Here is a 22,910-nt window from a genome sequence, read left to right on the forward strand (position 1 = left end):
GCGCGTTGTCGGTGAGTTTTTCGGCTCCATGCGCCGAAAAACTCACCTATAACGGAAGCTCAACCGGAGGGAACGCGGTCACCGACCCGCTGGCGCGGTCGCGTGCTCGGCTGGCACGGATCGCGCGGACCTCCGCCACTCACCAACTCTGCCGCGTTCGACAAGTCCACGCTCAGGCGCCTGGCTCGAACCTGGCCAGAAGGCTGTTGGTGAGTGCTGGGCGTCCGCTAGTCGAGGACTGCGGTTGCCTCGATCTCGACGAGGTGCTCCGGTACGTCGAGGGTGGCGACCCCGATCAGCGTGGCGGGCGGGGTCGGGGTGGTGCCGAGTTTGGTAGCGGCGCGGGTGATTCCTTCCAGCAGGGCCGGCATCTGGTCTGGCGTCCAGTCGACGACGTAGAACGTCAAACGCGTGACGTCGGCGAACGTGCCGCCGGCTGCGGCGAGCGCCGTACCGACGTTCAGGTAGGCCTCTTCGACCTGAGCGGTCAGGTCGGCAGGGGCGTTCCAGGCGACTTGGCCGGCGATGAAGACGAGGCGGGTGCCGGTGGCGATCGCGACCTGCTGGTACACGTCGACCGTCGGGAGTCCGTCGGGATTGATCAGTGTGATGGCCATGATGCCCTCTCGTGCTCTCTTGTAGTTACTCAGGAACCGTAGGAGAGTGTGAGGCGGTACGGAAGAAGGCACTTTTCGGTGACGGGGGAACCTGATGGGAACCAAGCAGGTCAGCGGCCTGTCGGCGGCGGAACAGGCCGATCTCGGGCGCGCGGATTCGCTGGCGCGGGAGATCTTCTCCGACGTGGCGAACAAGTGGGCGTTCCTCATCATCGAGACGCTCGGCGATGAGACCCGGCGCTTCAGCGACCTGCGCAACCGCGTCGACGGCATCAGCCACAAGATGCTCACCCAGAACCTGCGGATGCTCGAACGCAACGGCCTGGTCGAGCGCACGGTGTACCCGACCGTCCCACCCAAGGTCGAGTACACCCTCACCGAAGCAGGTCAGGGACTACGGGCGACCGTCGACAGCATGTGCGCCTGGACCCACAAGTACTTCGATCACATCGAAACCGCCCGCCACACCTTCGACGAGTGATGCAGGGGGATGGCAAGCCGCCATCCCCCGCGCTCCCTACTTCACGCCGTGGGCCCACCTTCTGTCGTGGCCGAACAGGCGGTCGTCGACTGGTACGGCGTGGAGGGTCTGGAGGCGGTCAGCGGTGGGGCCGAACCCTGAGCCGACCCTGGAAATTTGTAGAGTTGAGTGGAATGGACTCAACTTTGGTTAGGTTGTACCTAGAGACTGTTGTTGTCTGAACTGTGAAAGGCTGGAACTCCATGGATGTTCAGCGGTTGACGACGCTGGCCCGCGAAACGCTGTCGGTCGCCATCCGTCAGACCTCCGCGGCGGGCAACCCGACCGTGGAACCGATTCACCTGCTGTCCGCGCTGTTCGCGCAGCCCGAGGGGACCACGATCGGTCTGCTCGAGGCCGCCGGCGGCTCGGCGGACGCCGTACGGGGTCGGGTTGCCGAGCAGGTTGCCCGCCTGCCGAAGGCGAGCGGGGGAAGCGTGCAGGCGCCGAGCCTGTCACCGAAGACCGGTGAGGTGCTGAACCAGGCTGAGCAGCGGGCCCTCGGGCTCGGGGACGAGTTTGTCTCCACCGAGCACCTGCTGATCGCGCTGGCGACTGTCGACGGGCCTGCCAAGACGGCGCTCGGGGTGACCCCGGAGGCGCTGCTGCAGGCGTTCGACCAGATGCGCGGCAACCGGCGGATCACTTCGCCGGAGGCTGAGGGCACCACCAAGACGCTGGAGAAGTACGGCGTCGACCTGACCGAGCGTGCTCGCGATGGAAAGCTTGACCCGGTGATCGGGCGTGATTCCGAGATCCGGCGCGTCGTACAGGTGCTGTCGCGCCGTACGAAGAACAACCCGGTGCTGATCGGTGAGCCCGGCGTCGGCAAGACCGCCGTCGTCGAGGGGCTGGCCCAGCGGATCGTGGCCGGTGACGTGCCCGAGTCGCTGCGTGGCCGGCGGCTGATCAGTCTCGACCTCGGGGCGATGGTCGCGGGTGCGAAGTACCGCGGTGAGTTCGAGGAGCGGTTGAAGGCGGTGCTGACCGAGATCAAGGAATCCGACGGTCAGGTCATCACCTTCATCGACGAGCTGCACACCGTCGTCGGCGCCGGTGCGTCCGGTGAGGGTGCGATGGACGCCGGCAACATGCTGAAGCCGATGCTGGCGCGCGGTGAGCTCCGGATGATCGGTGCCACCACGCTCGACGAGTACCGGACGCGGATCGAGAAGGACCCGGCGCTGGAGCGTCGGTTCCAGCAGGTCTTCGTCGGTGAGCCGTCGGTCGAGGACTCGATCGCGATCCTGCGTGGGCTGAAGGAGCGGTACGAGGCACACCACAAGGTGGCCATCTCCGACAGCGCGCTGGTTGCGGCCGCGACGCTGTCGAGCCGCTACATCAGCGGTCGCCAGCTGCCCGACAAGGCCATTGACCTGGTCGACGAGGCTGCTTCGCGGCTGCGGATGGAGATCGACTCGTCCCCGGTCGAGATCGACTCACTGCGCCGTACCGTCGACCGGTTGAAGATGGAGGAGCTCGCGCTCTCCCGCGAGGAGGACGCCTCGTCGCAGGAGCGGCTGGAGCGGCTGCGCGCCGACCTCGCCGACCGCGAGGAAGAGTTGCGAGCGCTCGAAGCGCGCTGGGAGCGGGAGAAGTCCGGCCTGAACCGGGTCGGTGAGATCAAGGAGCGGATCGACGAGCTGCGCGGCCAGGCCGAGCGCGCCCAACGCGACGGCGACCTCGGGACCGCGGCCCGGATCCTGTACGGCGAGATCCCCGAGCTGACCAAGGAGCTCGAGGAGGCCGACGCGGAACCTGCCGTGATCGATGGTCCGGAGGCGATGGTCGGCGAGGAGGTCGGACCCACCGAGATCGCCGAGGTGATCGCGATGTGGACCGGGATCCCGACCGGCCGGCTGCTCGAAGGTGAGACCGGCAAGCTGCTCCGGATGGAGGATGAGCTCGGCCACCGCCTGATCGGTCAGAAGGAAGCCGTGAAGGCGGTCAGTGACGCCGTACGGCGGGCGCGGGCCGGCATCTCCGACCCCGACCGGCCGACTGGTTCGTTCCTGTTCCTCGGGCCGACCGGTGTCGGCAAGACGGAGCTGGCGAAGGCTTTGGCCGACTTCCTGTTCGACGACGAGCGGGCGATGGTTCGCATCGACATGTCCGAGTACAGCGAGAAGCACAGCGTCTCGCGGCTCGTCGGTGCACCTCCCGGCTACGTCGGCTACGAAGAGGGCGGTCAACTGACTGAGGCGGTACGGCGGCGTCCGTACGCGGTGATCCTGCTCGACGAGGTCGAGAAGGCGCACCCGGAGGTCTTCGACATCCTGCTGCAGGTGCTCGACGACGGCCGGCTGACCGACGGTCAGGGCCGCACGGTCGACTTCCGCAACGTGATCCTGATCCTGACCAGCAACCTGGGGTCGTCGTACCTGGCCGACATGTCGCTGGACGAGAAGGTCAAGCGCGACCAGGTGATGGCCGTGGTGCGGCAGTCGTTCAAGCCGGAGTTCATCAACCGGCTCGACGAGATCGTCCTGTTCGACGCGCTCGGCAGTGAGGAGCTGACGAAGATCGTCGCGCTCCAGATCAGCGCCCTCCAGCGCCGCCTGACCGACCGCCGGATCACGTTGAACGTTGACGAAGGTGCGATGGAGTGGCTGGCTCTGACCGGGTACGACCCGGTGTACGGCGCCCGTCCGCTGCGTCGCCTGGTGCAGTCCGCGATCGGCGACGAACTCGCCCGCGGCCTGCTGAACGGCAGCATCCGCGACGGCGAAACCGTCCGGGTGACGCTGAACGAGTCGAAGGACGCGCTGGAAGTCACCGCCTGAGTCCTTGCCCGGTCTGCAAAGATCGGGGAGTGTTCGGGGCCGAGTACTACGAAGAGAACGGGCCGCCACGTCAAGTGACGGTGGCGACCATCGTGGTACTCGGCTTCGGTGTTCTCTACGCCTTGCTCGGCCTGATGGCCCTCACCTCGGCCGGTGACCAGATCTCCGAGATCGTCATCGGCTCGAAGGGTTCATCGGCCGTCGTGGTCGTGGTCGCCTGGGTCGGCGCGGTGCTCTACATCCTTCCGGCCCTCTACCTGCGCCGCGGCCGCCCGTGGGCCCGCTACCTGATCATCGCGGTAGCCGTCCTCGGCATCCTCGGCGGCCTGCTCTCGCTCCCCACCGGCCTGGTAGGCCTGGCGATCCACGGAGCCCTCCTCGTCCTCATGCTCCAAAAACCCACCAAACGCTGGTTCCGCCGCTGATGGAGATCTGGATCAACCCCGCCTGCTCCAAATGCCGCGCGGCCACCGACGCCCTGGATGAGGCCGGCGTCTCGTACACCGTCCGCCGCTACCTCGACGACCCACCCACAGCCGCCGAACTGGACGCCGTACTGACTCGCCTCAACCTCGACCCGTGGCACGTCGTACGCCACAACGAACCCGAAGCCGCGGCGCTGGCCGACCTACCCCGCGACGACACCCACCGCCCCGACTGGATCGCCGCGATGGTCGCCCACCCGATCCTCATCCAACGCCCCATCCTGACCGCCGACGATCACACCACAGCCGTCGTACGGGATCCGGAGACCCTGGCCCGCTTCCTGCCCTGAATCCCCGGTGCCGGCGCTCGCCTCCCCGTCGTCGGGCATTGGAGGGGATATCTGCTGAATGTGCTGGTTCTCCCCTCGAATTTTGGCGGGAGAACCGGCGACATCAGGGGTTATCCCCTCAAATTGCGGGGCGGGGCGGGACTAGGCGGGTACGGCGGCACGGTTGTCAGCTTTGGTCGGCCGATGCAGGAGCCGATGCTCTGGTTACCGGATGTTGTCGCCGGCGCCGCTACTGCGGCGCATCTGGGGGACCCGAGGTGGCTCGTCGCGATGTCCGAGGTAGCCATCGTTCACCAAGAGACTGTCCGCTGAAAACGCGAAAGCTGGGCCCCTTCATCCGGAGGGAATCCCAGCTTCACTTCTCACCAAGCAGCGCGTGGCGAGCTGACACCAGTATTACACAGAACGTGAGGGCTGTCGCAAGCGTTTCGGCGTCAGAGCTTTTGGAGGCGGGTCAGGGCTTCTTGGAGCAGGGCTTCTTTTTTGCAGAAGGCCCAGCGGACCAGGGGGCGGCCGAAGTCCTTGTTGTCGTAGAAGACTTGGGTGGGGATGGCGACGACGCCGGTGCGTTCGGGGAGGAGGCGGCAGAAGTCGATGCCGTCGGTGTGGCCGAGGGGGCGGATGTCGGTGGTGATGAAGTAGGTGCCGGCGGGGCGGTGGACCTCGAAGCCGAGGTCGGCGAGGCCGTCGGCGAGGAGGTCGCGGCGGGACTGCAGGGTGGCGCGGACCTCGTCGAAGTATTCGTTGCCTAGGGCAAGCGCATTGGCGACGGCCGGTTGGAAGGGCGAGCCGGAGACGTAGGTGAGGAACTGCTTGGCGGTGGTGACCGCCGTGACCACGTCGGGGGAGCCGGTGACCCAGCCGATCTTCCAGCCGGTGACGGAGAAGGTCTTGCCGGCGCTGCCGATGGATACCGTGCGGTCGGCCATGCCGTCGTACGTCGCCAACGGGATGTGCCGGAAGTCGTCGTACACGAGGTGTTCGTAGACCTCGTCGGTGATGACGACGAGGTCGTGTTCGACGGCCAGGTCCCGGATCCCGCGAAGCTCGACGTCGGTGAGGACGGTGCCGGTCGGGTTGTGCGGGGTGTTGATCAGCAGCACCTTGGTGCGCGGGGTGACGGCGGCGCGAAGCTCGTCGAGGTCGAGCCGGTACGACGGTGCGCGCAGCGTCACGGGAACCCGCCGACCACCGGCGAAGGCGATGCCGGCGGCGTACGAGTCGTAGTACGGCTCGAGGGCGATCACCTCGTCACCGGGTTCGACGAAGGCGAGTAGCGCGGCGGCGATCGCCTCGGTGGCGCCGGTGGTGACCAGCACCTGGGTGTCCGGGTCGTACGACAGGTCGTAGAACCGCTTCTGGTGGTCGACGATCGCCTGCCGCAGCGCGGGGATGCCCCGGCCGGGCGGGTACTGGTTCGCGCCGGCGCGGATCGCGGCGATCGCGTCCTCGAGCAGCGAGTCGGGACCGTCGGTATCGGGGAACCCCTGCCCGAGGTTGACCGACCCGGTCGCGACCGCGAGGGCCGACATCTCGGCGAAGATCGTGGTGCCCAGCCCGTTCAACCGCTCAGCGTGTCCGCGCATACCTGACCTTAACTGTTGGCGTTGCGCACCATCTGGGCGAGCCAGTCGCGGGCCGTGGCGCGATCCGATGCCGCGAAGGAGGCCTCCAGTTCGGCCTCGACCTCCAGTACGGCGGGGGCCGCCGTGGCGAGGCGGTGTTTGCCGGCTGGGGTGAGGAACACCTGCTGGGTACGACGGTCCTGCGGATTCGGGCGGCGTTCGGCCAGTCCGGCCTTCTCCAGCCCGGTGATCAACTCGTTGGCGGACTGTCGCGCCGTACCGACCATGCGGCCGACGTCGGCGACGGTGAAGCCGGGGTGATGGGTCAGCACCATCAGGGCGCCGTACTGCTGCACGGACAGACCGTGCTCGGCCAGCGCGACGGCGACGGCCGAGCGCATGGAGAGCCAGGCGTGCCGCACCAGAAACGTCACACCGAAGCTGTCGTCCGGTCCACTCATACGCCTCATTCTGCCAAGCGTCGTCGAAAAGTGATTGACAGGAACCTGTCAATCACCGCAGACTGAAACCTCGTCAGGGTCCTGTCAATCATAGGAGACATGGTGTCCCAACCGCCACTCCCCACCCGTCCCGGCCGGGTGCTCGCCGTTCTCGTCCTCTCTGCCTTGCTCATCTGGATCGACTCGACGGTCCTCGGCATCGCCCTCGAACGCCTCGCCGACCCCGTTGACGGGCTCGGCGCGACGCCCGGTCAGCTCCAGTGGGCGATCGGGATCTACTCGCTGCTCTTCGCGACCGCACTCTTCGCCGCCGGCGCGCTCGGCGACCGCTACGGTCACCGGACCGTGCTGATGATCGGCCTGGTTGTCTTCGGCGCCTCGTCGGCGTGGGCCGCCTGGGCGACCGGACCGACCATGCTGGTTCTCGCCCGAGCCACCATGGGTCTTGGCGGCGCACTGATCATGCCGACCTCGATGGCCATCCTCGGCAGCACTTTCGCCCCCGAACGGCGAGCAGGCGCCATCGCCGTCTGGTCGTCCGCAGCCGGGGTCGGCGTCGCGGCCGGTCCCGTACTCGGCGGTCTGTTGCTTAGTCGCTTCTGGTGGGGTTCGGTCTTCCTCATCAATCTGCCGCTGGTCGCCATCGCGCTCGTCGGCGCCGCCCTCGTCCTACCGAACCCACGCAGCCCGCAACGCCGCCGCCTCGACCCCCTCGGTCTCGGACTGTCCACGCTCGGTCTGCTGGGGCTGTCCTACGGCCTGATCGAAGGCGGTCACCAAGGCGGCTGGAGTCGCTGGCAGGTCTGGGCGAGTATCGCGGCCGGCCTCGTCCTGATCGCAGCCTTCCTGTACTCCGAGGCGCGTGAACACGACCCGAGCTTCGATCCCCGCCTGTTCCGTAACCGCCACTTCGCGGCGGGAAACGTCGCCCTTGGCGCGCTGTTCCTGACCATCACCGGCCAGGCGTTCTATCAAACCTTCTATCTGCAAGGCTCCCGCGGCTTCAGCCCACTCCATGCCGGGCTACTAACGTTGCCTGGGGCAACAGGCGTCGTACTGGGTTCGCCACTCGGTGCCCGGCTGGCCGCCCGGTTCGGGATCGCCCGCATCTCCGGTACGGCGTTGGCCGCGTTCACGCTCTGTCTCATCCTGAACCTGACCTACACCGTCGACACCTCGTTGGTGTGGTTCTGCATCGTCGGTGCGACTGCCGGTCTCGCGATCGGGGCTGCCGTCGCGCCGACCACCGCGGGCGTGGTCGCGACCCTTCCGATGGACCGGATCGGTGCCGGATCCGCGGTCAGCAACGCGATCCGGCAGGTCGGCAGCGTCCTCGGCGTCGCCGTGATCGGCACGATCGTCTCGTCGACGTACCAGCACGCGATCGCGCCGTCCGTGGTCGGATTGCCCGACGCGGTGGGCGAATCCGCCGAGGCCACCCGGCACTTCGCGGTCGCGTCCGGACGTCCGCAGTTGGTGCCGCTCGCGAACGACGCGTTCATCCACGCGATGCACACGGCCGCGCTGGTTGCTGCGGGCTTCACGCTGGCGGGAGCGGTCGTCCTGATCCTTGCCTTCGGCTCTCGCCGAAGCCCGAGCGCGCCCGCATCGGAAGAGCAGGTGGCTGAACCGGTACGCCCCTAGGGTCTGGGCCATGCACAGACCTTCAAGCCGGTGATCCATCGCCACGACGTGATCTCGATCTTCGGTGCGAACTTCTCTAGCGCCGGCAATGTCGTCTGGATCAAGCAGAACGGCAAGTTCACCGCGATCCGGGCCGGAGGCTCGTGGTGGTACGAGTCTCCGACCCAGATCAACGCTGTCCTACCGGATGCGGTGGTGGCGGGTGCCAACGTCACCGTCTCGGTCACCAGCTTCGACGGCCGTGATTCCAACAGTCAGGTCATCATCGTGCTGTCTTAGTTCGCTTAGTTCCAGGGCGACGGAGCCGGCGGCGGTACGACGGTAGGCCGGTCCTCGCACCAGGTTGCGCCGTACCAATTGCCGTCGTTGCCGGTCAGCAGCCGTACGTCGAACTCGGGCGGACCGTCGAAGTGGAAGGTGCCGCAGTTGTTGACGAACGGGGCCCCGACGTTGCGGGCGTCGACGTTCTCGAAGGAGGCGAAGCCGCCGACCCGTGCGTTGAAGACGCCGGTGCCGGTGCCGTCGACCTTGATGTTGCGGACGGCAACGTTATTGATCGCGTAGGTGTCCTTCACCGGCCAGTCGACGACGAACATCATCGCGTTGTACGTCGAGTCCAGGAACGAACTGTCGGTGATCTGCAGGTCGGCGTCCATCGTGGACTGCAGGGCGTACAACCAGATCGCGCCCAGCCCGATGTTCCAGTTCAGATCGCGGGGTCCACCGCGGACCGTTGTGTTGCGGGCGAAGGTGAGCTTGCCCTCGAACGGTGTCGCGTTGAAGCGTGATCCGGCGTGCAGTGTGCTGCCCTCGCGGATCGGGTCCGCGACCAGGTTGTCGGTGACCGCGTTGTCCTTGCCGCCGTAGATGGCGATGTTGTTCGCCAGTACGGGGGTCTGGACGGTGTTGTGGTCGTAGACGTTGTCGTGGTTGGCGAGGTTCTGGGCGTTGGACTCGGACCACATCGCGAGGCCGTCGTCACCGCTGTTGCGGACGAAGTTGTTGGTGGCGCGAACGTTAGAGACGCCGAGGTGCAGGTTCATGCCGTCGGCGACCGCGTCGGTGATGACGTTGTTGCGGATCAGCAGGCCGTCCATCGGGCCGTCGAGCCAGATGCCGACCTTGGTGTGGTGCAGGTAGAGGTTCTCGATCGTCGAACCGCCGCCGATCGCTCCGCCGATCCCGTTGACCTGGTCGGTGTCGATCCGTTCCCGCACGTCACTCTCGATCGCGAAGTCGGAGAGGTGGACGTTCGTGCTGCCGCGCGCATCGGCGTACTTGCCGTAAAAGCCCGGTGCGCTGTGAACGGACTTGTCCGGCGCGGGTTCGGCGAGCGGCAGGACCTTGCCCTTGATGATCGTGTGCCAGTTGCCGGCGCCGCGGATGGTGACCTTGTCGACCACGATGTGCCGGTTCACCTGGAACGTGCCCGCCGGGATGAACACCGACCAGCCGATCTTCTTCGCGGTCGCGATGGCGCGGTCGATGGCGGGCGCCGCGTCACGCTGGCCGGTCGGGTCCGCACCGAACAGCCGTACGTCGAGCGAGTGCGCCGGCTGCCGGTTCGGCGCCTTCACGAGCTCGAAGTCGGCGACGTCGATCACGGTCCAGGCGGCGTTCGTGTGCTTCGGTACGGCGAACCTCACGCGATCGCCGGCCTGGTAGGTCCGGTCCAGCAGCACGCGCTGTTCGTCGTAGAAGTGGTTCGGCCGGAAGGGCTTGGCAACCGGGTCAGGCTCGGGCTTCCACCAGCCGGGGGTCGGGTCGGCGTTCGGGTCGTTGGAGAACGGATACATCGCGTACAGCCAGGAGTACTCCGACGTGAGCGTCAACGTGCGCTTGTGCTTGCCGTTGACCGTCAGGTCGAGTGGCGCCCGGATCCCGCCGCCGGTTGGGGCGTCCGGGATGCTGTAACGCAGGGTCAATGCGTTGGCCGCGTGCGTCAGCGTGAACTCGACGTACTGCTGAGATTGCAGCCGTACGGCGGTCCGGCCGGACGCCTCGGCGGGCAGCGTGTAGGCCTCGCGGCCCGGGCCGATCTGCTCCCCGGTGAAGAAGGCGTTCTCCGCCTCCTGCTCGACGAACGGAACGGTAGCTCCCCGCCCGGCGACCAACGCCGGATCGAGCCCGGCGCGAGTGATCCGCGGTGCCGGGTTCGCAGCCGTCGCGGTAGTAGTGAGCGTCGCGCCGAGCACGGCCGTCGTCAGGGCGACGGCCAGGGCGCGCAGGTGTGTTCGGGACATTGGCGGATCCCCTCCAGACGAACTGCCTGGAGGTTATGCAGTAGACCACTCCACCGCAAGATCTCGACAGAATTTCGAAAAAACCCGCGCCCCGCCCCTCGTCCTCCCACCTTGTGCACCGCCCAGCCATATCTAGCCCGCCGAAATGGTTGGTGGGTGCTCAAGGTGCTCGCCGATGACCACCCCGTGCTCAAGGAGCAGCCGGCGCACTTTTGTGCACGGCTCAGTCGTGGAGGGGCGACTTTGTGCACCGCTCAGTCACTTTTGCGCCGCCGAAGTGGTTGAGGGGTGCTCAAGGTGGGTTAGTTGGGTTGGGGGGTGGGGCGGAGGGCGCGGAGCCAGAGTTCGGTCTGGGCGATGTGGGCGGAGGCGGCGGTGGCGGCCGCGGCGGGGTCGCGGTGGGTGATGGCGGCGAGGATCGCGCGGTGGCCGCGATCGCTGGTCTGCTTGATCGCGTCGAACTCCACGCCCGGCTCGAAGATCCGGTAGTGCCCACCGCGCCCGCGGATGACGGCGGTCAACGCGGTCACGGTCGGGTTGGCCCCCGCCGTACAGATCGCGCCGTGGAACTCGGCGTCGAGTTGCTGGATCTCGGCGGCGTCCGTGGTTGCTTCCAGACGGTCGAGGATCTCGGCCAGACGGTCTGCCAACTCAGGGTCTTGTCGCGCAGCCGCTGACGCAGTCGCATGCGCTTCGAGCACCCGTCGGACCTCGAGCAGTTGGAGCACCCCCTCAAGCGGGATCAACTCCACCGACAACGAGAACCGGCTGATGATCTCCGCCGGATCCAGTGCCGACACATACGTCCCCGACCCGTGCCGCGACTCGATCACCCCGAGCGCCGCCAGCGACCGCACCGCCTCGCGCAACGAACTCCGCGACACGCCCAGCTGATCGCACAACTCCGGCTCCGGCGGAAACTTGGCCCCCGGCCCAAGCGCGCCGGACGCGATCATCTGCCGCAACCCCGTCAACGCCGTGTCAGTCGCCGCCACCGCTCACCTCCGCGTTCCTCAAGTCCTCAGACCATTCAAGCCCACAATCGCCCAATTCCGCCAAAAATGCGAGCCAACCCCCGCAGTCATCAGACATCACCCCGCAGGAACGCGGTCAAGTCCCATGCCCGCCAGCGCCGCGGCCCGAGCGCCTCGTACGGCGAGGGCCCAGCCACCGGATCGCCTGAGACCCACACGGTCGCCATTCCGAGCTGTTCGGGGACGCGCAGGTTGACCGCCAGATCGTCGCAGAACACGGCTCGCTCCGGGGCGACGGCGTACCGATCGACGAAGCGCCGGTAGCTCTCGGGGTACGGCTTCGGGATGAGTTCCCCAGCCAAGATGTCAAAGACGCCGTCGAAAAGCCCGGTCAGGCCGAGCCGGTCCAGTGCCTGGTCAGCGTGATAGGCGGAGCCGTTCGTGAAGAGGAGTTTGCGTCCAGGCAGCCCGCCCAGTACGGCGGCCAGTGCCGGGTCGGCGTGCAGGACGGAGTAGTCGATGGTGTGTTCCCACGCGAGGTAGTCGTGCGGATCGATGCCGCGGGTGTTCATCAGGCCGCGCAGGGTGGTGCCGTGCTCGGCGACCAGGGCCGCTTGCAGGCGTCGGGTCTCTGGTTCGTCGGCGTCGAACAGCTTGGCCAGGTAGGCACGGATGCGTGCGTTCATCTGGTCGGCCAAGCCGGTGCTCGGCGGATAGAGGGTGTTGTCGAGGTCGAGGATCCAGGTGTCAGCGGCGATTGGCACCCGGCCAGATTAGTAGTGACAGACTGGGGCGAGGATCGATGGGAGGACGACGTGGCGACTGCGCTCATCACGGGACCTACTGCCGGTATTGGCCGGGTGTTTGCGGACAAGCTGGCGGGTGAGGGGTACGACCTTGTGCTGGTTTCGCGGGACGAGGCGCGGCTGAAGGAGGTCGCGGCGGAGGTCACGCAGCAGTACGGCGTGGAGTGTGAGTCGCTGGCGGCGGACCTGACCGATCCCGAGGACCTTGCGAGGGTGGAGGCGCGGTTCCGGAGCGGGCCGATCGAGGTGTTGGTGAACAACGCCGGCTTCGGTCAGAAGAAGCCGTTCTGGGCCAACCCGGTCGAGGCCGAAGAGAAGCAGCTGGATCTGCTGGTGCGGGTCGTGTTGCGGCTGACGCATGCGGCGGTGCTGCCGATGATCGAGCGTGGGTCGGGTGCGGTGATCAACGTGTCGTCGGTGGCTGGGTTCGTACAGCGGGGTAGTTACAGCGCGCACAAGTCGTGGGTGACGAACTTCTCGGCGGGGCTGGCGACCGAGCTGCACGCCAAGGGTGTTGCGGTGATGGCGTTGTGCCCGGGGTTCGTGCACACCGAGTTCCATGACCGGATGGGGATGGACAAGACGATCATTCCGTCGTTCCTGTGGCTGGACGCGAAGGATCTGGTCGACGCCGCGTGGAAGGACCTGATGCGGGGCAAGGCGATCTCGATCCCGAGCCGCCGGTACAAGCTGCTGGCCGCCGCGGCGCGCTACACCCCGCGCACGCTGATCGCGCGGGTCTCCACGGTCGGGCTGGACGGGCGCCGCCGCCCGTAGTCAGCGCAACGGATGGTCGGTCCCCTGACCGCCGGTCAGGGTGACGGCGGCCGCGATCGCCTTCGCGTCGAGTGGGGAGTCGGCCATGGCGTGGCCGGCGAACCCGCTGCCCACGCCGAAGATCATGGCGTTGAGTCCGCCGTCGACCAATGCCTGCCGGCCGTCGATCTTGGTGTTGGGCTTCTCGTCCGGCAATGGTTTGTTGATGCCGGCGGCTGGTAGCCGGGAGACCTGGGTCGGGTCGGACGGATGGGAATCGGCCACGGCGACCTCATAGGTGACGTACTTGCCGGGACGGACATACGGGACGCGGACCAGGACGACGTCGCTGTCCGGTGCGAAGAGTCGTCGGGGGACGGTGAAGGGAACCTTCAAGGGCGCCGGGCTCTTGCGACGATGGATGCTCTCGGCAACATGTCGCGCGCGCGCCACCCGATCCGTCTGATCGGTGTACACCGCAACGGTCCCCCACGCGTCGTCGGCGTACTTCCAGGTGATCGTCGCGGCACCCGTGTCCTCGATGACGACGTGCACCGGCCGGCCCTCGATGGGCTCGAGCGTCCGGATCGCCGGCCCGACCGCGACCGCGGGCTGCAGACCGGGAGCGTAGAGCGTGGCGACCGCGCTCGGATCGGTCGGGTCGGCGCGGTCGGTCCGGGCGAGTGCGATGATCTGGAACCGCCGGCCGGTGACGTACTGGTACGGCTGGAAACCACCCGCTGTACCGCCGTCGAACTCGCGGCCCCAGATCTCGAAGGGCTCGTACGGCGGCGGTCCGGCAACCGGCGGTTCCTGGAAGGCGTTGAGGATGGGGCGCGCGGTGGACGCGACGCCGACGACGGCGACCACGGCGAGGCCGCCGAGGACGCGGCGGCGGCGGACGGTACGGCGGCCGTCGTGGATCGCGCGGTCGATACTGATCGACTCGGTGGACTCGTCAGGGGCGTCGCGCAAGGCCTTCAGGAGACCGGCGTAGTCCTCGTGTTGCTGGTTCATGCCCGCTGCTCCTTTCGGTCGAAGGCTGCGAGGTTGGACCCGAGTTGGCGGCGGAGCAGGGTGAGACCGCGGGCGGTATGACTCTTCACGGTGTTCTCCGGACATCCGAGGGTGGTCGCGACCTCGCGAACGGACAGGTCGTAGAGGAATCGCAGGACAAGGACAGTGCGGACCTTCGGCGGAATGCGGTCGAGAGCCTCGGCAACGACTAGCCGCGTCTCCACCTCGCGACCGCGCGGGGCCGGCCGCTCGATCGGTTCGTCGGTGAGTTTGACCTTCGACCAGCGCAGGCGGCGTTCGTTGAGGAACGTGCGGACGACGATGGTCCGGACGTATGCATCCAGGTTGTCCGCGCTCCGCGCCTTGTGCCAGTGCACGTAGAGCTTGGTGATCGCCGACTGAACGATGTCGTCGGCCCGGTCGCGGTCCTTGCACAGCGACCCCGCGAGTCGGCGCAGCTCCGGAAGACGCGCCGTCACGTAGTCGACGTACTGCTGCTCGTCCTGTCCGCGCACGGTCACATCACCCGCCAGACCCACAGGCCGCCGACGAGTGAGCCTCGCCCGAGCAGTTCATCCAGACAAGTATGCATCCGCTCGTTCCCGGGCTGTACGACGATCGCATCCGCGTTCCAGTACTCCAGATCCGCCCTCAACTGGGCCGGCGCGATCACGCACGCTCCGCCGTCCTGCACCTGCCAGAACATGGTTGAGGTGGGACGCGGCACCGCGCCGTACCCGCCCTTGCCCTCAGGACCGTGCGGGCCGACGAAGTACCCGTCCGGGAGCGTGAACCCGAAGTCGGCCTCCCGCTGCCACTGCAACGGCGCCCCGTTGGCCCCGTTCGTCGGCGGCGCCGGTACGACGGAACGCCCCGGCCGCACGTAGTTCCGCCAGAGCCCGGCGCTGAAGAACTCCGGACTCGGACCGCGATCGATCGCCGTCAGTGGGACCGGCACGATCGGCAGCAACGCGGCGGCGACCAGGACGTAACCGACCTTCCGGAACCGATCGATGCCGAGAGCAAGTAAGGCGCCGATGATCGGAATGCAGACCATGGTCAGCCGTGATTCGACCACGGAGTCGTAGAGCGGCAAGTGTCGGATGACCGCCCAGGGGCCGGGTACGTCGATGCCGAACACGTCCATCGATCGGCCGGTCGACAACCAAGCGAAGATCAGTGCGGTGATACCCAGCACGCGGACCTTCGGTTGCTTGCGCAGGGCAATGAGCAGGCCGAGGATCAGGAGCAGTAACGGCCAGCCGAAGAACGCGTTCTCCTCGGTCGGATTGATCGAGAGCGCCTGCGCTGTCTCCGGATCGCCGGCCAACGCCCAGGAGTTGAATGCGGTGAACGCGCCCAACTGGTTGCCCGCGCTTCCATGTCCGAGCTCGTGGTAGCTCTGCGGCCCGAAGAACTGCCAGGCCAGCGGCAGTGCGACGATCGCCACTGTGATCGCACCCGCACCCAGGATGGTGGTCGCATATCGGCGGACGAAGGTGGACGACTCCAGCGGCCGGACGACGGTATAGATCGCACCGAAGACAACCAGGCCGGTTGCCGCGAGCAACAGAACCTCCTCGCCGAGGAAGATCTGGTACGCGATCAACAGGCCGAGCATGATCGCGGTTCGCCGACCGGGCGGTCGCGGCAGGAGGAGCAGCGGGATCACCGCGAGGACGACGAAGTTCGGGTGTGCGTTCGCGTGCGAGATCATCGCCGGTGCGAAGCCGCAGAACAGTCCGCCGACGGCGGCGGCCGGAGCCGAGGCCAGTCGTCGGGAGAACATCCAGAACCACGCGTACGCCGTACCGGCTAGTCCGAGCGTGAGGATCAGTACCCAGGTGACGCCGGAGCCGAGCCAGACTGTGACCGGGATGAGCGGGATGCTGAGGCCGAACATGGCGGTGTTGGCCATCAGGTTGACGCCGAGCGGGTGGTTCATCAGCGTTGTGGACAAGGGATTCTGGCCGTTCAGCACCTGATGGGCGGTGACGTCGAAGAACCATTGCCATTGGTTCTGATCCTGGCCGCTGTCCCAGAGGTAGCGTCCGTTCGGATCAGCCCAGATGCCGTGCAGCAGGATGACGGCGGCGCAGAGGTAGCCGAGGGCAACCAATGTCGCCGTCAACCGGCCCACCCGGCGACGGGTCGGCGGGGGAGCGGGCCGCAGTTCGACTACGGTCATGGCGCACCCAGCAGTTCGGGCTGAAGGAGCTGGTGCAGTGGCGGCAGCCCGTGGTGGTACCGCCGGATCCGGCCGAGCTCGACCAGGCCGGACAGGTAGCCGGACGGCCGCAGCTTCGAGCCCTCGCGGTCGAACCAGCGCACGGGTACCTCGGCGACTTCGAGACCGAGCCGGTGGAACAGATGCAGCACCTCGGCATCCGAGCACCACCCGTCGATGCGGGCCAGCTGGAACACGAGGCGCGCCCGCGGTCCGTCGTACAGCTTGAAGCCACACTGGGTGTCCTGAATGCCCGGTACGGCGAAGGTCTGGATCAGCGCGTTGCCGAGGCGACCGCACGTCTCCCGCAGTCGGCTCTGTCGGACTGAGAGCTCGGACTCCGGAAGCGCGCGGGATCCGATCGCCGCGCTCGCACCGCGGTCGAGTGCGGTCTGCAGTACGGCGAGTTGCTCGATCGGGGTGGCGTTGTCGGCGTCGCACATCAGTACGCGCTCACCGCGAGACGCGAGGATTCCGATCCGTACGGCGTGGCCCTTGCCGCGGTTGACCGGCCAGCGGATCAGCCGGACCCGGTCGTCCCCGGTTGCTTGGACAGTCCGCGCGGTGGCGTCGGCTGAGCCGTCATCGACGACCAGGACCTCCCAGTCCGGGCACACCGTCCCCAGGTAGGCGGTCACGGCCCGCAGGGTGTGCGGAAGCCGCCGCTCCTCGTTATAAGCGGGAATCACCACGCTCAGCTGAACTCTCACACCACGCAGACACCGGCGACGTTCTCGATGGTTGAGTGACCTGGGTCACAACCGAGGCTGGAGGCCGACCAAGTGGTACCGCACGGCGACCTCGGTCAGTACGTCGAGGGTCGCGGTGATCAGCGGGTGGTCCGCGCGACTCCGCCGGACGGCCGCGTACACGCGTCGTACCGGGGCTGGATCGGGGAGCGGACGGATCAGCGCGAGGGTCGGTGCGGGGACGGCGAGGCGGGGGACCAGCGAGACTCCGGCGCCCGAGGCAACCAGCGCGGCGACCGCGTGGAAGTCGTCGGATTCGTGGGCGATCTTCGGCTGGAAGCCGGCCTGTTCACAAGCCAGCAGTACGACGTCCCGGATCGGGTTGCCCGGCGCGGTCATCACCCAGTTGTCGCCGGCGAGCATCGAGAGATCGACCGCGTCGTGACCGGCCGCCGGGTGGGTCGGCGGTAGAACTGCCACGAAAGGCTCGGCGTACAAGGGGATTCTCGTCAGCCGCTGGTCGTCGGGGCGGGGTGAACCGCGGTGCTCGACGGCGATGGCGAGGTCCGCGTCACCGTCGAGAAGTTGGGTGATGCCCTGGTGGCCCTCGGCATCGCGGACGACGAGCGTCAGGCCGGGGCTGGTCTCGCGGAGGCGGGCCAGGGTCGGTGCGACCAGGAGGCTGATCGCGGTCGCGAAGGCGGTGATCCGGACCTCGCCGGTCGTGCCGTTGGCGAACAGCTTCAACGCGTCCTCGGCCCGCTCGACCTCGCCGAGGATCGTGTCGGCGTGCACTAGGAGCAGGCGGCCGGCGGAGGTGATCGCGACCCGGCGGCCGCGGCGTTCGAGCAGCTCCTGGCCGACCTCGGACTCCAAGGCGGCCAGCTGCTGGGAGACCGCCGAGGGCGTCAGATGCAGCACCTCGGCGGCCGCAGTCACGGTGCCGTGATCAGCAAGCGCGCGCAGGACCCGCAGCCGTCGTACCTCGATCACAGGCCTCAGCTTGGCACACCTCGCCGCCGACGCGGTTCGGTCGGTCCAGCAGACGCCGTACGGCGTTGGTCAACAGGCGGCGCTTCGGCTTGTGGAGGCGGATCGGGGCGTCAGGGGCGGCGGAGTGCATTTCCTGATGGATGGATTTGACGAAGGAGAACGGGATGTAGCTCATGTCTTCGACGGTAAGAACTGACGAGGTGATACGTCCAATGAAAGTTATCCACACTGTTGATACATCCTGTGCATAATGTCGGCCATGGAGCTGCGGCAGTTGCGGTCGTTCGTGGTGGTGGCCGAGGAGCTGAATGTCGGGCGCGCGGCGGTGCGTCTGCACCTGACCCAGCCCACCTTGAGCCGGCAGATCGCGGCGCTCGAGCGGGATCTCGGGGTGGAGCTGTTCGCGCGGATCAAGAAGCGGTTCGTGCTGACAGCGGCGGGGGAGACGTTCCTGGCGGAGGCGCAAGATCTGTTGCGGCGGTCGGACGAAGCGGTTCGGGCGGCACAGCGGACGCAACGCGGTGAACTGGGGACGCTGCGGCTGCGGTTCGTGCAGTCGGCGACCTTCGAGGTGCTGCCGCGACTGCTCGGCGCGTTCCGGACGGCGTACCCGAAGGTGGTGCTCGACCTGGAGACGATGACCACGCTGCACCAGACGGAAGCCCTGCGGGACGGGCGAATCGACGTCGGGCTGCTGCGACCGAGTGCACCGTCGGGCGGTACCGAGAAGGTGGAGCTGGCGCCTGGGCTCTCGTCGAGGGTGGTGTCGTCGGATCCGGTGCTGGTTGCGCTGCCCGCGCGGCATCGACTGGCGCGACGGAAGCGATTGCGGTTGAGCGAGCTGGCCGATGAGTCGTTCGTGTTCTATGCGCGGCCGACCGGGCCGGTCGTGTACGACACGTTGGTCGGCTTCTGCCGGGCGGCGGGTTTCACACCGCGGATCGAGCAGGACGCGGCCGACGTACAGACGATCGTCTCGCTGGTCGCGGCCGGGCTCGGGGTCTCGCTGCTGATCGCGCCGACACCGCCGTCCGACCCGACGAGCGTGGTCTACCGCGAGTTGTCCGACGACCTACCTCCTTGGCAACTCTCCGTCGCCTGGTCGCCGGACAATCGGTCCCCGGTTCTGACGCGGTTCCTCGAGGTGATTTAGCCGAGGGTGTCGGGGTCGCCGCCGGTGCGGACGCCGGTCTCGAGGTCGGCGATCGCGGCCATGTCGTCGTTGTCGAGCTGGAAGTCGAAGACCGCGATGTTCTCCTGGATCCGGCCGGCGGTCACCGACTTCGGGATCACCACGTTGCCCAGCTGCAGGTGCCAGCGGATCATCACCTGGGCCGGCGACTTGCCGTGCTTGTCACCGAGCGCCTTCAGCGTGGTGTCGCCGAGCAGCTCGCCCGAGGCCAGCGGGCTCCACGCCTGGGTGATGATGTCGTTCTCCGCGTTGAACGCGCGCAGCTCGTCCTGCGGGAGCGCCGGGTGTAGCTCGATCTGGTTCACCGCCGGTCGGATCGTGGTCTCATCGAAGATCCGCTTGAGCGCCGGCTCGTGGAAGTTCGACACACCGATCGCGCGGATCCGCTTGTCGGCGTACAACTGCTCGAACGCCTTCCACGTCTCGACGTACTTGTCCTTCTTCAGGCACTGCCAGTGGATCAGGTACAGGTCGACGTACTCGAGGCCGAGCCGTTCCACACTGGCGTCGAAGGCGGCCAGGGTGCTGTCGTAGCCCTGATCGTCGTTCTGCAGCTTGGTGGTGATGAACAGGTCGTCGCGCGGCAGGCCGCTCGCCGCGATCGCACGCCCGACACCGGGCTCGTTGCCGTACGCCGCGGCGGTGTCGATGTGGCGGTAACCGGCCTCGAATGCGGTCGTGACCACATCGGTCGCGATCGCGTCCTCGACCTGCCAGACCCCCAGGCCCAGCTGCGGGATCTCGACGCCGTTGTCCAGAGTGATGGAGGGGACTGTGTTCATCTATCCATTTCACCGGGCCGACGGGTTCTGGCCCAGTCATCTGATGTGTGACAACAACCTCATCAACCGCCCGTAACCACCTCGTAGGTCTTCGCAGCGGGCTCCAGGAACCCCAGCAGGGCCGTCCCTTCCCGCTCCAGCGCCGCCAGATCCTTCTTCAGCAACCGCCCGAACGGGGTCAGCGTGAGAGTCGCCACATCACGCTTCTTCGCTGCCGTCCACAGCCCGGCGACCACGCCGTCCACCGTGTACGTCGCTTTGATCCGCAGGTTCTTCGTGAACACGGCCGGGCGGTGCTCGTCGGCAATGATTCGTTGGCGTTTCGCGTGTGCCAGCAACAGATTGTCGAACTCCGGCAGGAACCGCACCGGAACCGTGGTGTCGGGATCAGGGTGCGGCGCATCCGGTACGTCGTACAGGGTCTTGCCGTCTTCGTCGGTGAACTGCTCGAGATCGAGGCTGTCGAACACCGGCTTCGCTTTTGATAGTCCGGACCACGTCTGGAAGTCGGCCGGCGTCGCGGGGCCGAACGCCTGCAGGTACCTGGTGACGAGCTCGCCCTGCTCTTCCTTCTGATGCAGCTTCTTCCCGAGCCAGTCCTCCGCCGGGGTGAACCGCGCATTCGCCGGCCACCCCCACCGCACGCCCGTCGGATACATCACCAACGGAACCAGCATCCGCGTGCAGAACCCCAGCGCCCGCTCATTCACCTCGGGAAACTCAGCCTGCAAAGCATCCCGAACCTCCGTGAACGTCAACGGCTCCTTCTTGAGAATCCGCTCCGCCGCAGCCACCACCTTCGCGGGCTCCATCCCCTCCGCCCGCTCCTTCAACATCCGCAAACCCGCCTCCAGCACCGGAGCCATCGTGGTGCGAAACCGCAGGTAGTCCTCCGCCGTCACCAAATGCAAAGTCCCCCGGAAAAGCGTCGCCCGGACAACCTCCCGCGCCTCGACAGCCCGATCCAGGTCACCCTCCGCAAACCCGGCAACCCGAGACCACAACCCGACGTACGGATGCTTGGCCTCCTGCCCCTGCATCCCAGCGAGCCGCTCAACCGCCGTACCGACGGAGACGTCCGCCCGCTCCACCAACATCTGCCGAGCCAACGTCGCCCGCCCAACCGCCCGCCCACTCAAAACCACCATCCCCGCATAATCCCGCACCCCACCGACAAACCGCTCCGCGATGGCAACCCAGCCCCCCGGCCCCTCGCGGCATCTGATGGGTTTACCCACGAGGTTGCGGGTTCTGTACTCGCATGCGATGGGGGAACCCACAAGCGGATGGGGGAACCCATCAGAGTGTGGAGGAGGCACGCGGCCGGCAGTACGGGCTCTGCTCTCCTGCCAGCATGGTGGCCCGGGCACGCGGGCGCCTTAGAAGCGGTCGTCGCGGTCTAGGAGATCGAGGGTGGTGGAGTTGGCCGGGGGTAGAAGGCGCGGCTCGACCTTGCGGTAGGGGATCCGTGCGGGCTGGACGAGACCTTCCGCGCGCGCACGCTCTCGGTCGGAGCCGGGTGCGCCGTTGCCGGACAGGCGGTGAGCGATGGCTTCGTGGACGAGTTCTTCCGGGGATTTGCCTGTGCGCTCGGAGGCGATCTGCAGGGTGGACGCGAGTTCCGCGCTCAAGTCCAGGTTCATGGCTCAATGGTGGCGCGGGGGAGTTGGCCTGTGCCACTCAGTAACCGGGTCGGTGGGACCGATCGTCAGGTGAGGGTGTTGAAGAAGGTTTGGATGTCGGCGGCGAAGAGGGTGGGTTGTTCAAGAGCTAGGAAGTGGCCGCCTTGGGCGGGTTCGTGCCAGAGGCGGATGTCGGGGTAGGTGCGGTCGGCCAGTTCGCGGGGGTAGGCGATTGAGGAGGGGGCAGCGATCCAGTGGTCTTCGGCGCTCAAGGTCACGGCCACTGGGACGATGATCGGCGGGCGGGGTGGGTTGTGGGGGTAGTCGTAGTACGAGCGGAACGACGTACCGATGGTGTTCGTGGCCCAGTAGAGCGTGAGCAGGGTGAGTAGCTCGTCGCGGTCGAAGGCCTCGGTGATGCGGCCGTCGGCCCAGGCGTCGAATTTGTCGACGATCCAGGACGCCAGGCCGGCCGGTGAGTCGGCCAGGGCGGCGGCGACTGTGTCGGGGCGGGTCGCTTGCAGGTGGCTGTAGCCGCCGTCCCGCTCCTCTTCGAGGACGTCGCGCTGGTGCAGGTAGGCCTGCTCGGCTTCGGAGAGGGGGCCGCCCTCGGTCGATGCCTTCGGGTGGATGGTGTGCAGTCCGACGACGTGGTCCGGGTAGAGGCCGGCCATCCAATGCACGACATCACCGCCGACGTCTCCGCCGACCACGCCGTACCGCTGGTAGTCGAGGACATCTGTCATCAGCCGGTGCCATTGCTCCGCGATCCACTTCCGCGTCACCGGTCCTGCTGGGACCTCGGAGTACCCGTGCCCCGGCAGCGACGGAATGACCAGGTCGAATCCGTCCTGCAGCTTCGCGGCCAGCGGCAGGTATTCGGTGAACAAGCTCGGCCACCCGTGCGCGAGCACCAGGGGCAGCGCGTCCGCGCGACCCGATCGAACGTGCACGAAGTGAACCTGGACGCCGTCGAGCATCACTGTGTACTGCGGCCATTCGTTGAGCCGCCGCTCCTGCGTAGGCCAGTCGAACCCGTCTGCCCAGTAACCGACCAGCTCTTTCAGATAGCCGATGTCGGTCCCGGCCTGCCACGGCTCGCCCGGCGTCGGCGGAGGGAACCGGGTCCGCCGCAATCGCTCACCCAGGTCCCGCCAGACCGCGTCGTCGACCCGAATCTGGAACCGCTCCGGTACTCCCGATACGTCCACAGATCAGAGCTTGCCAACGCTCACCGACAATTC

Annotated in this window: 24 protein-coding genes; 8 read left to right on the forward strand and 16 right to left on the reverse strand. The window is 67.2% G+C overall.

Features of this window, described 5'->3' with window-relative positions:
- Positions 1-227 precede the first annotated feature (227 nt).
- On the reverse strand, positions 228-617 hold the full coding sequence (locus ACFVWG_RS38585) for a RidA family protein (RefSeq protein ID WP_391548467.1): 390 nt from the start codon (positions 615-617) through the stop codon (positions 228-230).
- A gap of 94 nt (positions 618-711) precedes the next feature.
- Here ACFVWG_RS38585 and ACFVWG_RS38590 point away from each other — a divergent pair, with 94 nt between their 5' ends.
- The 4 genes from ACFVWG_RS38590 to ACFVWG_RS38605 all read left to right on the forward strand — a co-directional run bounded on the left by ACFVWG_RS38590 (position 712) and on the right by ACFVWG_RS38605 (position 4,695).
- Positions 712-1,098, forward strand: coding sequence for a winged helix-turn-helix transcriptional regulator (locus ACFVWG_RS38590; protein WP_391548468.1), 387 nt, complete (start codon positions 712-714; stop codon positions 1,096-1,098).
- Positions 1,099-1,340: 242 nt separating this feature from the next.
- The gene (gene clpB, locus ACFVWG_RS38595; protein ID WP_391548469.1) at positions 1,341-3,920 is read left to right on the forward strand and encodes an ATP-dependent chaperone ClpB; all 2,580 of its coding nucleotides are present in this window, start codon (positions 1,341-1,343) and stop codon (positions 3,918-3,920) included.
- 29 nt (positions 3,921-3,949) lie between these two features.
- A complete protein-coding gene (locus tag ACFVWG_RS38600) occupies positions 3,950-4,345 on the forward strand; it encodes a hypothetical protein (RefSeq protein WP_391548470.1) in 396 nt (131 codons plus the stop codon).
- Positions 4,345-4,695, forward strand: a complete 351-nt coding sequence (locus tag ACFVWG_RS38605) for an ArsC/Spx/MgsR family protein (RefSeq protein WP_391548471.1) — start codon at positions 4,345-4,347, stop codon at positions 4,693-4,695. Before ACFVWG_RS38600 ends, ACFVWG_RS38605 begins: the two co-directional genes overlap by 1 nt.
- A gap of 434 nt (positions 4,696-5,129) precedes the next feature.
- Here the strand turns inward: ACFVWG_RS38605 and ACFVWG_RS38610 are convergent, their stop codons facing one another.
- Together ACFVWG_RS38610 and ACFVWG_RS38615 are read right to left on the reverse strand one after the other, a co-directional pair.
- Positions 5,130-6,281 (reverse strand): pyridoxal phosphate-dependent aminotransferase, encoded by a 1,152-nt coding sequence (locus ACFVWG_RS38610; protein ID WP_391548472.1) that lies wholly within the window; start codon positions 6,279-6,281, stop codon positions 5,130-5,132.
- A gap of 8 nt (positions 6,282-6,289) precedes the next feature.
- Positions 6,290-6,721 carry a MarR family winged helix-turn-helix transcriptional regulator gene (locus ACFVWG_RS38615; protein ID WP_391548473.1) on the reverse strand — a complete coding sequence of 144 codons (432 nt, stop codon included), beginning with the start codon at positions 6,719-6,721 and terminating at the stop codon, positions 6,290-6,292.
- Between the two features lie 99 nt (positions 6,722-6,820).
- Here ACFVWG_RS38615 and ACFVWG_RS38620 point away from each other — a divergent pair, with 99 nt between their 5' ends.
- Together ACFVWG_RS38620 and ACFVWG_RS38625 are read left to right on the forward strand one after the other, a co-directional pair.
- Positions 6,821-8,365 (forward strand): MFS transporter, encoded by a 1,545-nt coding sequence (locus tag ACFVWG_RS38620; protein ID WP_391548474.1) that lies wholly within the window; start codon positions 6,821-6,823, stop codon positions 8,363-8,365.
- 30 nt (positions 8,366-8,395) lie between these two features.
- Complete coding sequence (locus ACFVWG_RS38625; protein ID WP_391548475.1) at positions 8,396-8,644, forward strand: hypothetical protein; 249 nt, start codon at positions 8,396-8,398, stop codon at positions 8,642-8,644.
- 5 nt (positions 8,645-8,649) lie between these two features.
- Here the strand turns inward: ACFVWG_RS38625 and ACFVWG_RS38630 are convergent, their stop codons facing one another.
- From ACFVWG_RS38630 to ACFVWG_RS38640, 3 genes are all read right to left on the reverse strand, one after another.
- Positions 8,650-10,608 (reverse strand): glycosyl hydrolase family 28-related protein, encoded by a 1,959-nt coding sequence (locus tag ACFVWG_RS38630; RefSeq protein WP_391548476.1) that lies wholly within the window; start codon positions 10,606-10,608, stop codon positions 8,650-8,652.
- Between the two features lie 302 nt (positions 10,609-10,910).
- The gene (locus tag ACFVWG_RS38635; protein WP_391548477.1) at positions 10,911-11,603 is read right to left on the reverse strand and encodes a FadR/GntR family transcriptional regulator; all 693 of its coding nucleotides are present in this window, start codon (positions 11,601-11,603) and stop codon (positions 10,911-10,913) included.
- 89 nt (positions 11,604-11,692) lie between these two features.
- Positions 11,693-12,346 (reverse strand): pyrimidine 5'-nucleotidase, encoded by a 654-nt coding sequence (locus ACFVWG_RS38640; RefSeq protein ID WP_391548478.1) that lies wholly within the window; start codon positions 12,344-12,346, stop codon positions 11,693-11,695.
- 51 nt (positions 12,347-12,397) lie between these two features.
- Here ACFVWG_RS38640 and ACFVWG_RS38645 point away from each other — a divergent pair, with 51 nt between their 5' ends.
- Positions 12,398-13,165 carry an SDR family NAD(P)-dependent oxidoreductase gene (locus ACFVWG_RS38645; RefSeq protein WP_391548479.1) on the forward strand — a complete coding sequence of 256 codons (768 nt, stop codon included), beginning with the start codon at positions 12,398-12,400 and terminating at the stop codon, positions 13,163-13,165.
- Here ACFVWG_RS38645 and ACFVWG_RS38650 read toward each other — a convergent pair whose 3' ends face one another.
- The 6 genes from ACFVWG_RS38650 to ACFVWG_RS38675 are packed head-to-tail and all read right to left on the reverse strand — an operon-like array spanning position 13,166 to position 18,245.
- Positions 13,166-14,161, reverse strand: coding sequence for a hypothetical protein (locus ACFVWG_RS38650; RefSeq protein ID WP_391548480.1), 996 nt, complete (start codon positions 14,159-14,161; stop codon positions 13,166-13,168). It abuts the gene before it with no gap.
- Positions 14,158-14,676: a SigE family RNA polymerase sigma factor gene (locus ACFVWG_RS38655; protein WP_391548481.1), complete on the reverse strand. Its 519-nt coding sequence runs from the start codon at positions 14,674-14,676 to the stop codon at positions 14,158-14,160. The genes ACFVWG_RS38650 and ACFVWG_RS38655 overlap by 4 nt, the downstream gene beginning before the upstream one ends.
- A 2-nt stretch (positions 14,677-14,678) precedes the next feature.
- On the reverse strand, positions 14,679-16,349 hold the full coding sequence (locus ACFVWG_RS38660) for a hypothetical protein (RefSeq protein WP_391548482.1): 1,671 nt from the start codon (positions 16,347-16,349) through the stop codon (positions 14,679-14,681).
- Positions 16,346-17,098 (reverse strand): dolichyl-phosphate beta-glucosyltransferase, encoded by a 753-nt coding sequence (locus ACFVWG_RS38665; RefSeq protein WP_391548483.1) that lies wholly within the window; start codon positions 17,096-17,098, stop codon positions 16,346-16,348. The genes ACFVWG_RS38660 and ACFVWG_RS38665 overlap by 4 nt, the downstream gene beginning before the upstream one ends.
- Before the next feature lie 45 nt (positions 17,099-17,143).
- Positions 17,144-18,070 (reverse strand): LysR family transcriptional regulator, encoded by a 927-nt coding sequence (locus tag ACFVWG_RS38670; RefSeq protein WP_391548484.1) that lies wholly within the window; start codon positions 18,068-18,070, stop codon positions 17,144-17,146.
- Entirely contained in the window at positions 18,027-18,245 is a 219-nt protein-coding gene (locus ACFVWG_RS38675; RefSeq protein WP_391548485.1) for a hypothetical protein, read from the reverse strand. The genes ACFVWG_RS38670 and ACFVWG_RS38675 overlap by 44 nt, the downstream gene beginning before the upstream one ends.
- An 84-nt stretch (positions 18,246-18,329) precedes the next feature.
- Between ACFVWG_RS38675 and ACFVWG_RS38680 the strand changes: the two genes are divergently transcribed.
- The gene (locus tag ACFVWG_RS38680) at positions 18,330-19,223 is read left to right on the forward strand and encodes a LysR substrate-binding domain-containing protein (protein WP_391548486.1); all 894 of its coding nucleotides are present in this window, start codon (positions 18,330-18,332) and stop codon (positions 19,221-19,223) included.
- On the opposite strand, the gene ACFVWG_RS38685 is transcribed toward ACFVWG_RS38680, so the two are convergent.
- The 4 genes from ACFVWG_RS38685 to ACFVWG_RS38700 all read right to left on the reverse strand — a co-directional run bounded on the left by ACFVWG_RS38685 (position 19,220) and on the right by ACFVWG_RS38700 (position 22,877).
- Positions 19,220-20,044 carry an aldo/keto reductase gene (locus ACFVWG_RS38685; RefSeq protein ID WP_391548487.1) on the reverse strand — a complete coding sequence of 275 codons (825 nt, stop codon included), beginning with the start codon at positions 20,042-20,044 and terminating at the stop codon, positions 19,220-19,222. The two genes, ACFVWG_RS38680 and ACFVWG_RS38685, sit on opposite strands and share 4 nt — an antisense overlap.
- A gap of 62 nt (positions 20,045-20,106) precedes the next feature.
- Complete coding sequence (locus ACFVWG_RS38690) at positions 20,107-21,192, reverse strand: winged helix DNA-binding domain-containing protein (protein ID WP_391548488.1); 1,086 nt, start codon at positions 21,190-21,192, stop codon at positions 20,107-20,109.
- 231 nt (positions 21,193-21,423) lie between these two features.
- Positions 21,424-21,687: a hypothetical protein gene (locus ACFVWG_RS38695; RefSeq protein ID WP_391548489.1), complete on the reverse strand. Its 264-nt coding sequence runs from the start codon at positions 21,685-21,687 to the stop codon at positions 21,424-21,426.
- Positions 21,688-21,752: 65 nt separating this feature from the next.
- Positions 21,753-22,877 carry an epoxide hydrolase family protein gene (locus ACFVWG_RS38700; protein WP_391548490.1) on the reverse strand — a complete coding sequence of 375 codons (1,125 nt, stop codon included), beginning with the start codon at positions 22,875-22,877 and terminating at the stop codon, positions 21,753-21,755.
- Positions 22,878-22,910: the final 33 nt, after the last annotated feature.

The sequence above is a fragment of the Kribbella sp. NPDC058245 genome (assembly GCF_042882005.1).
Classification (GTDB): domain Bacteria; phylum Actinomycetota; class Actinomycetes; order Propionibacteriales; family Kribbellaceae; genus Kribbella.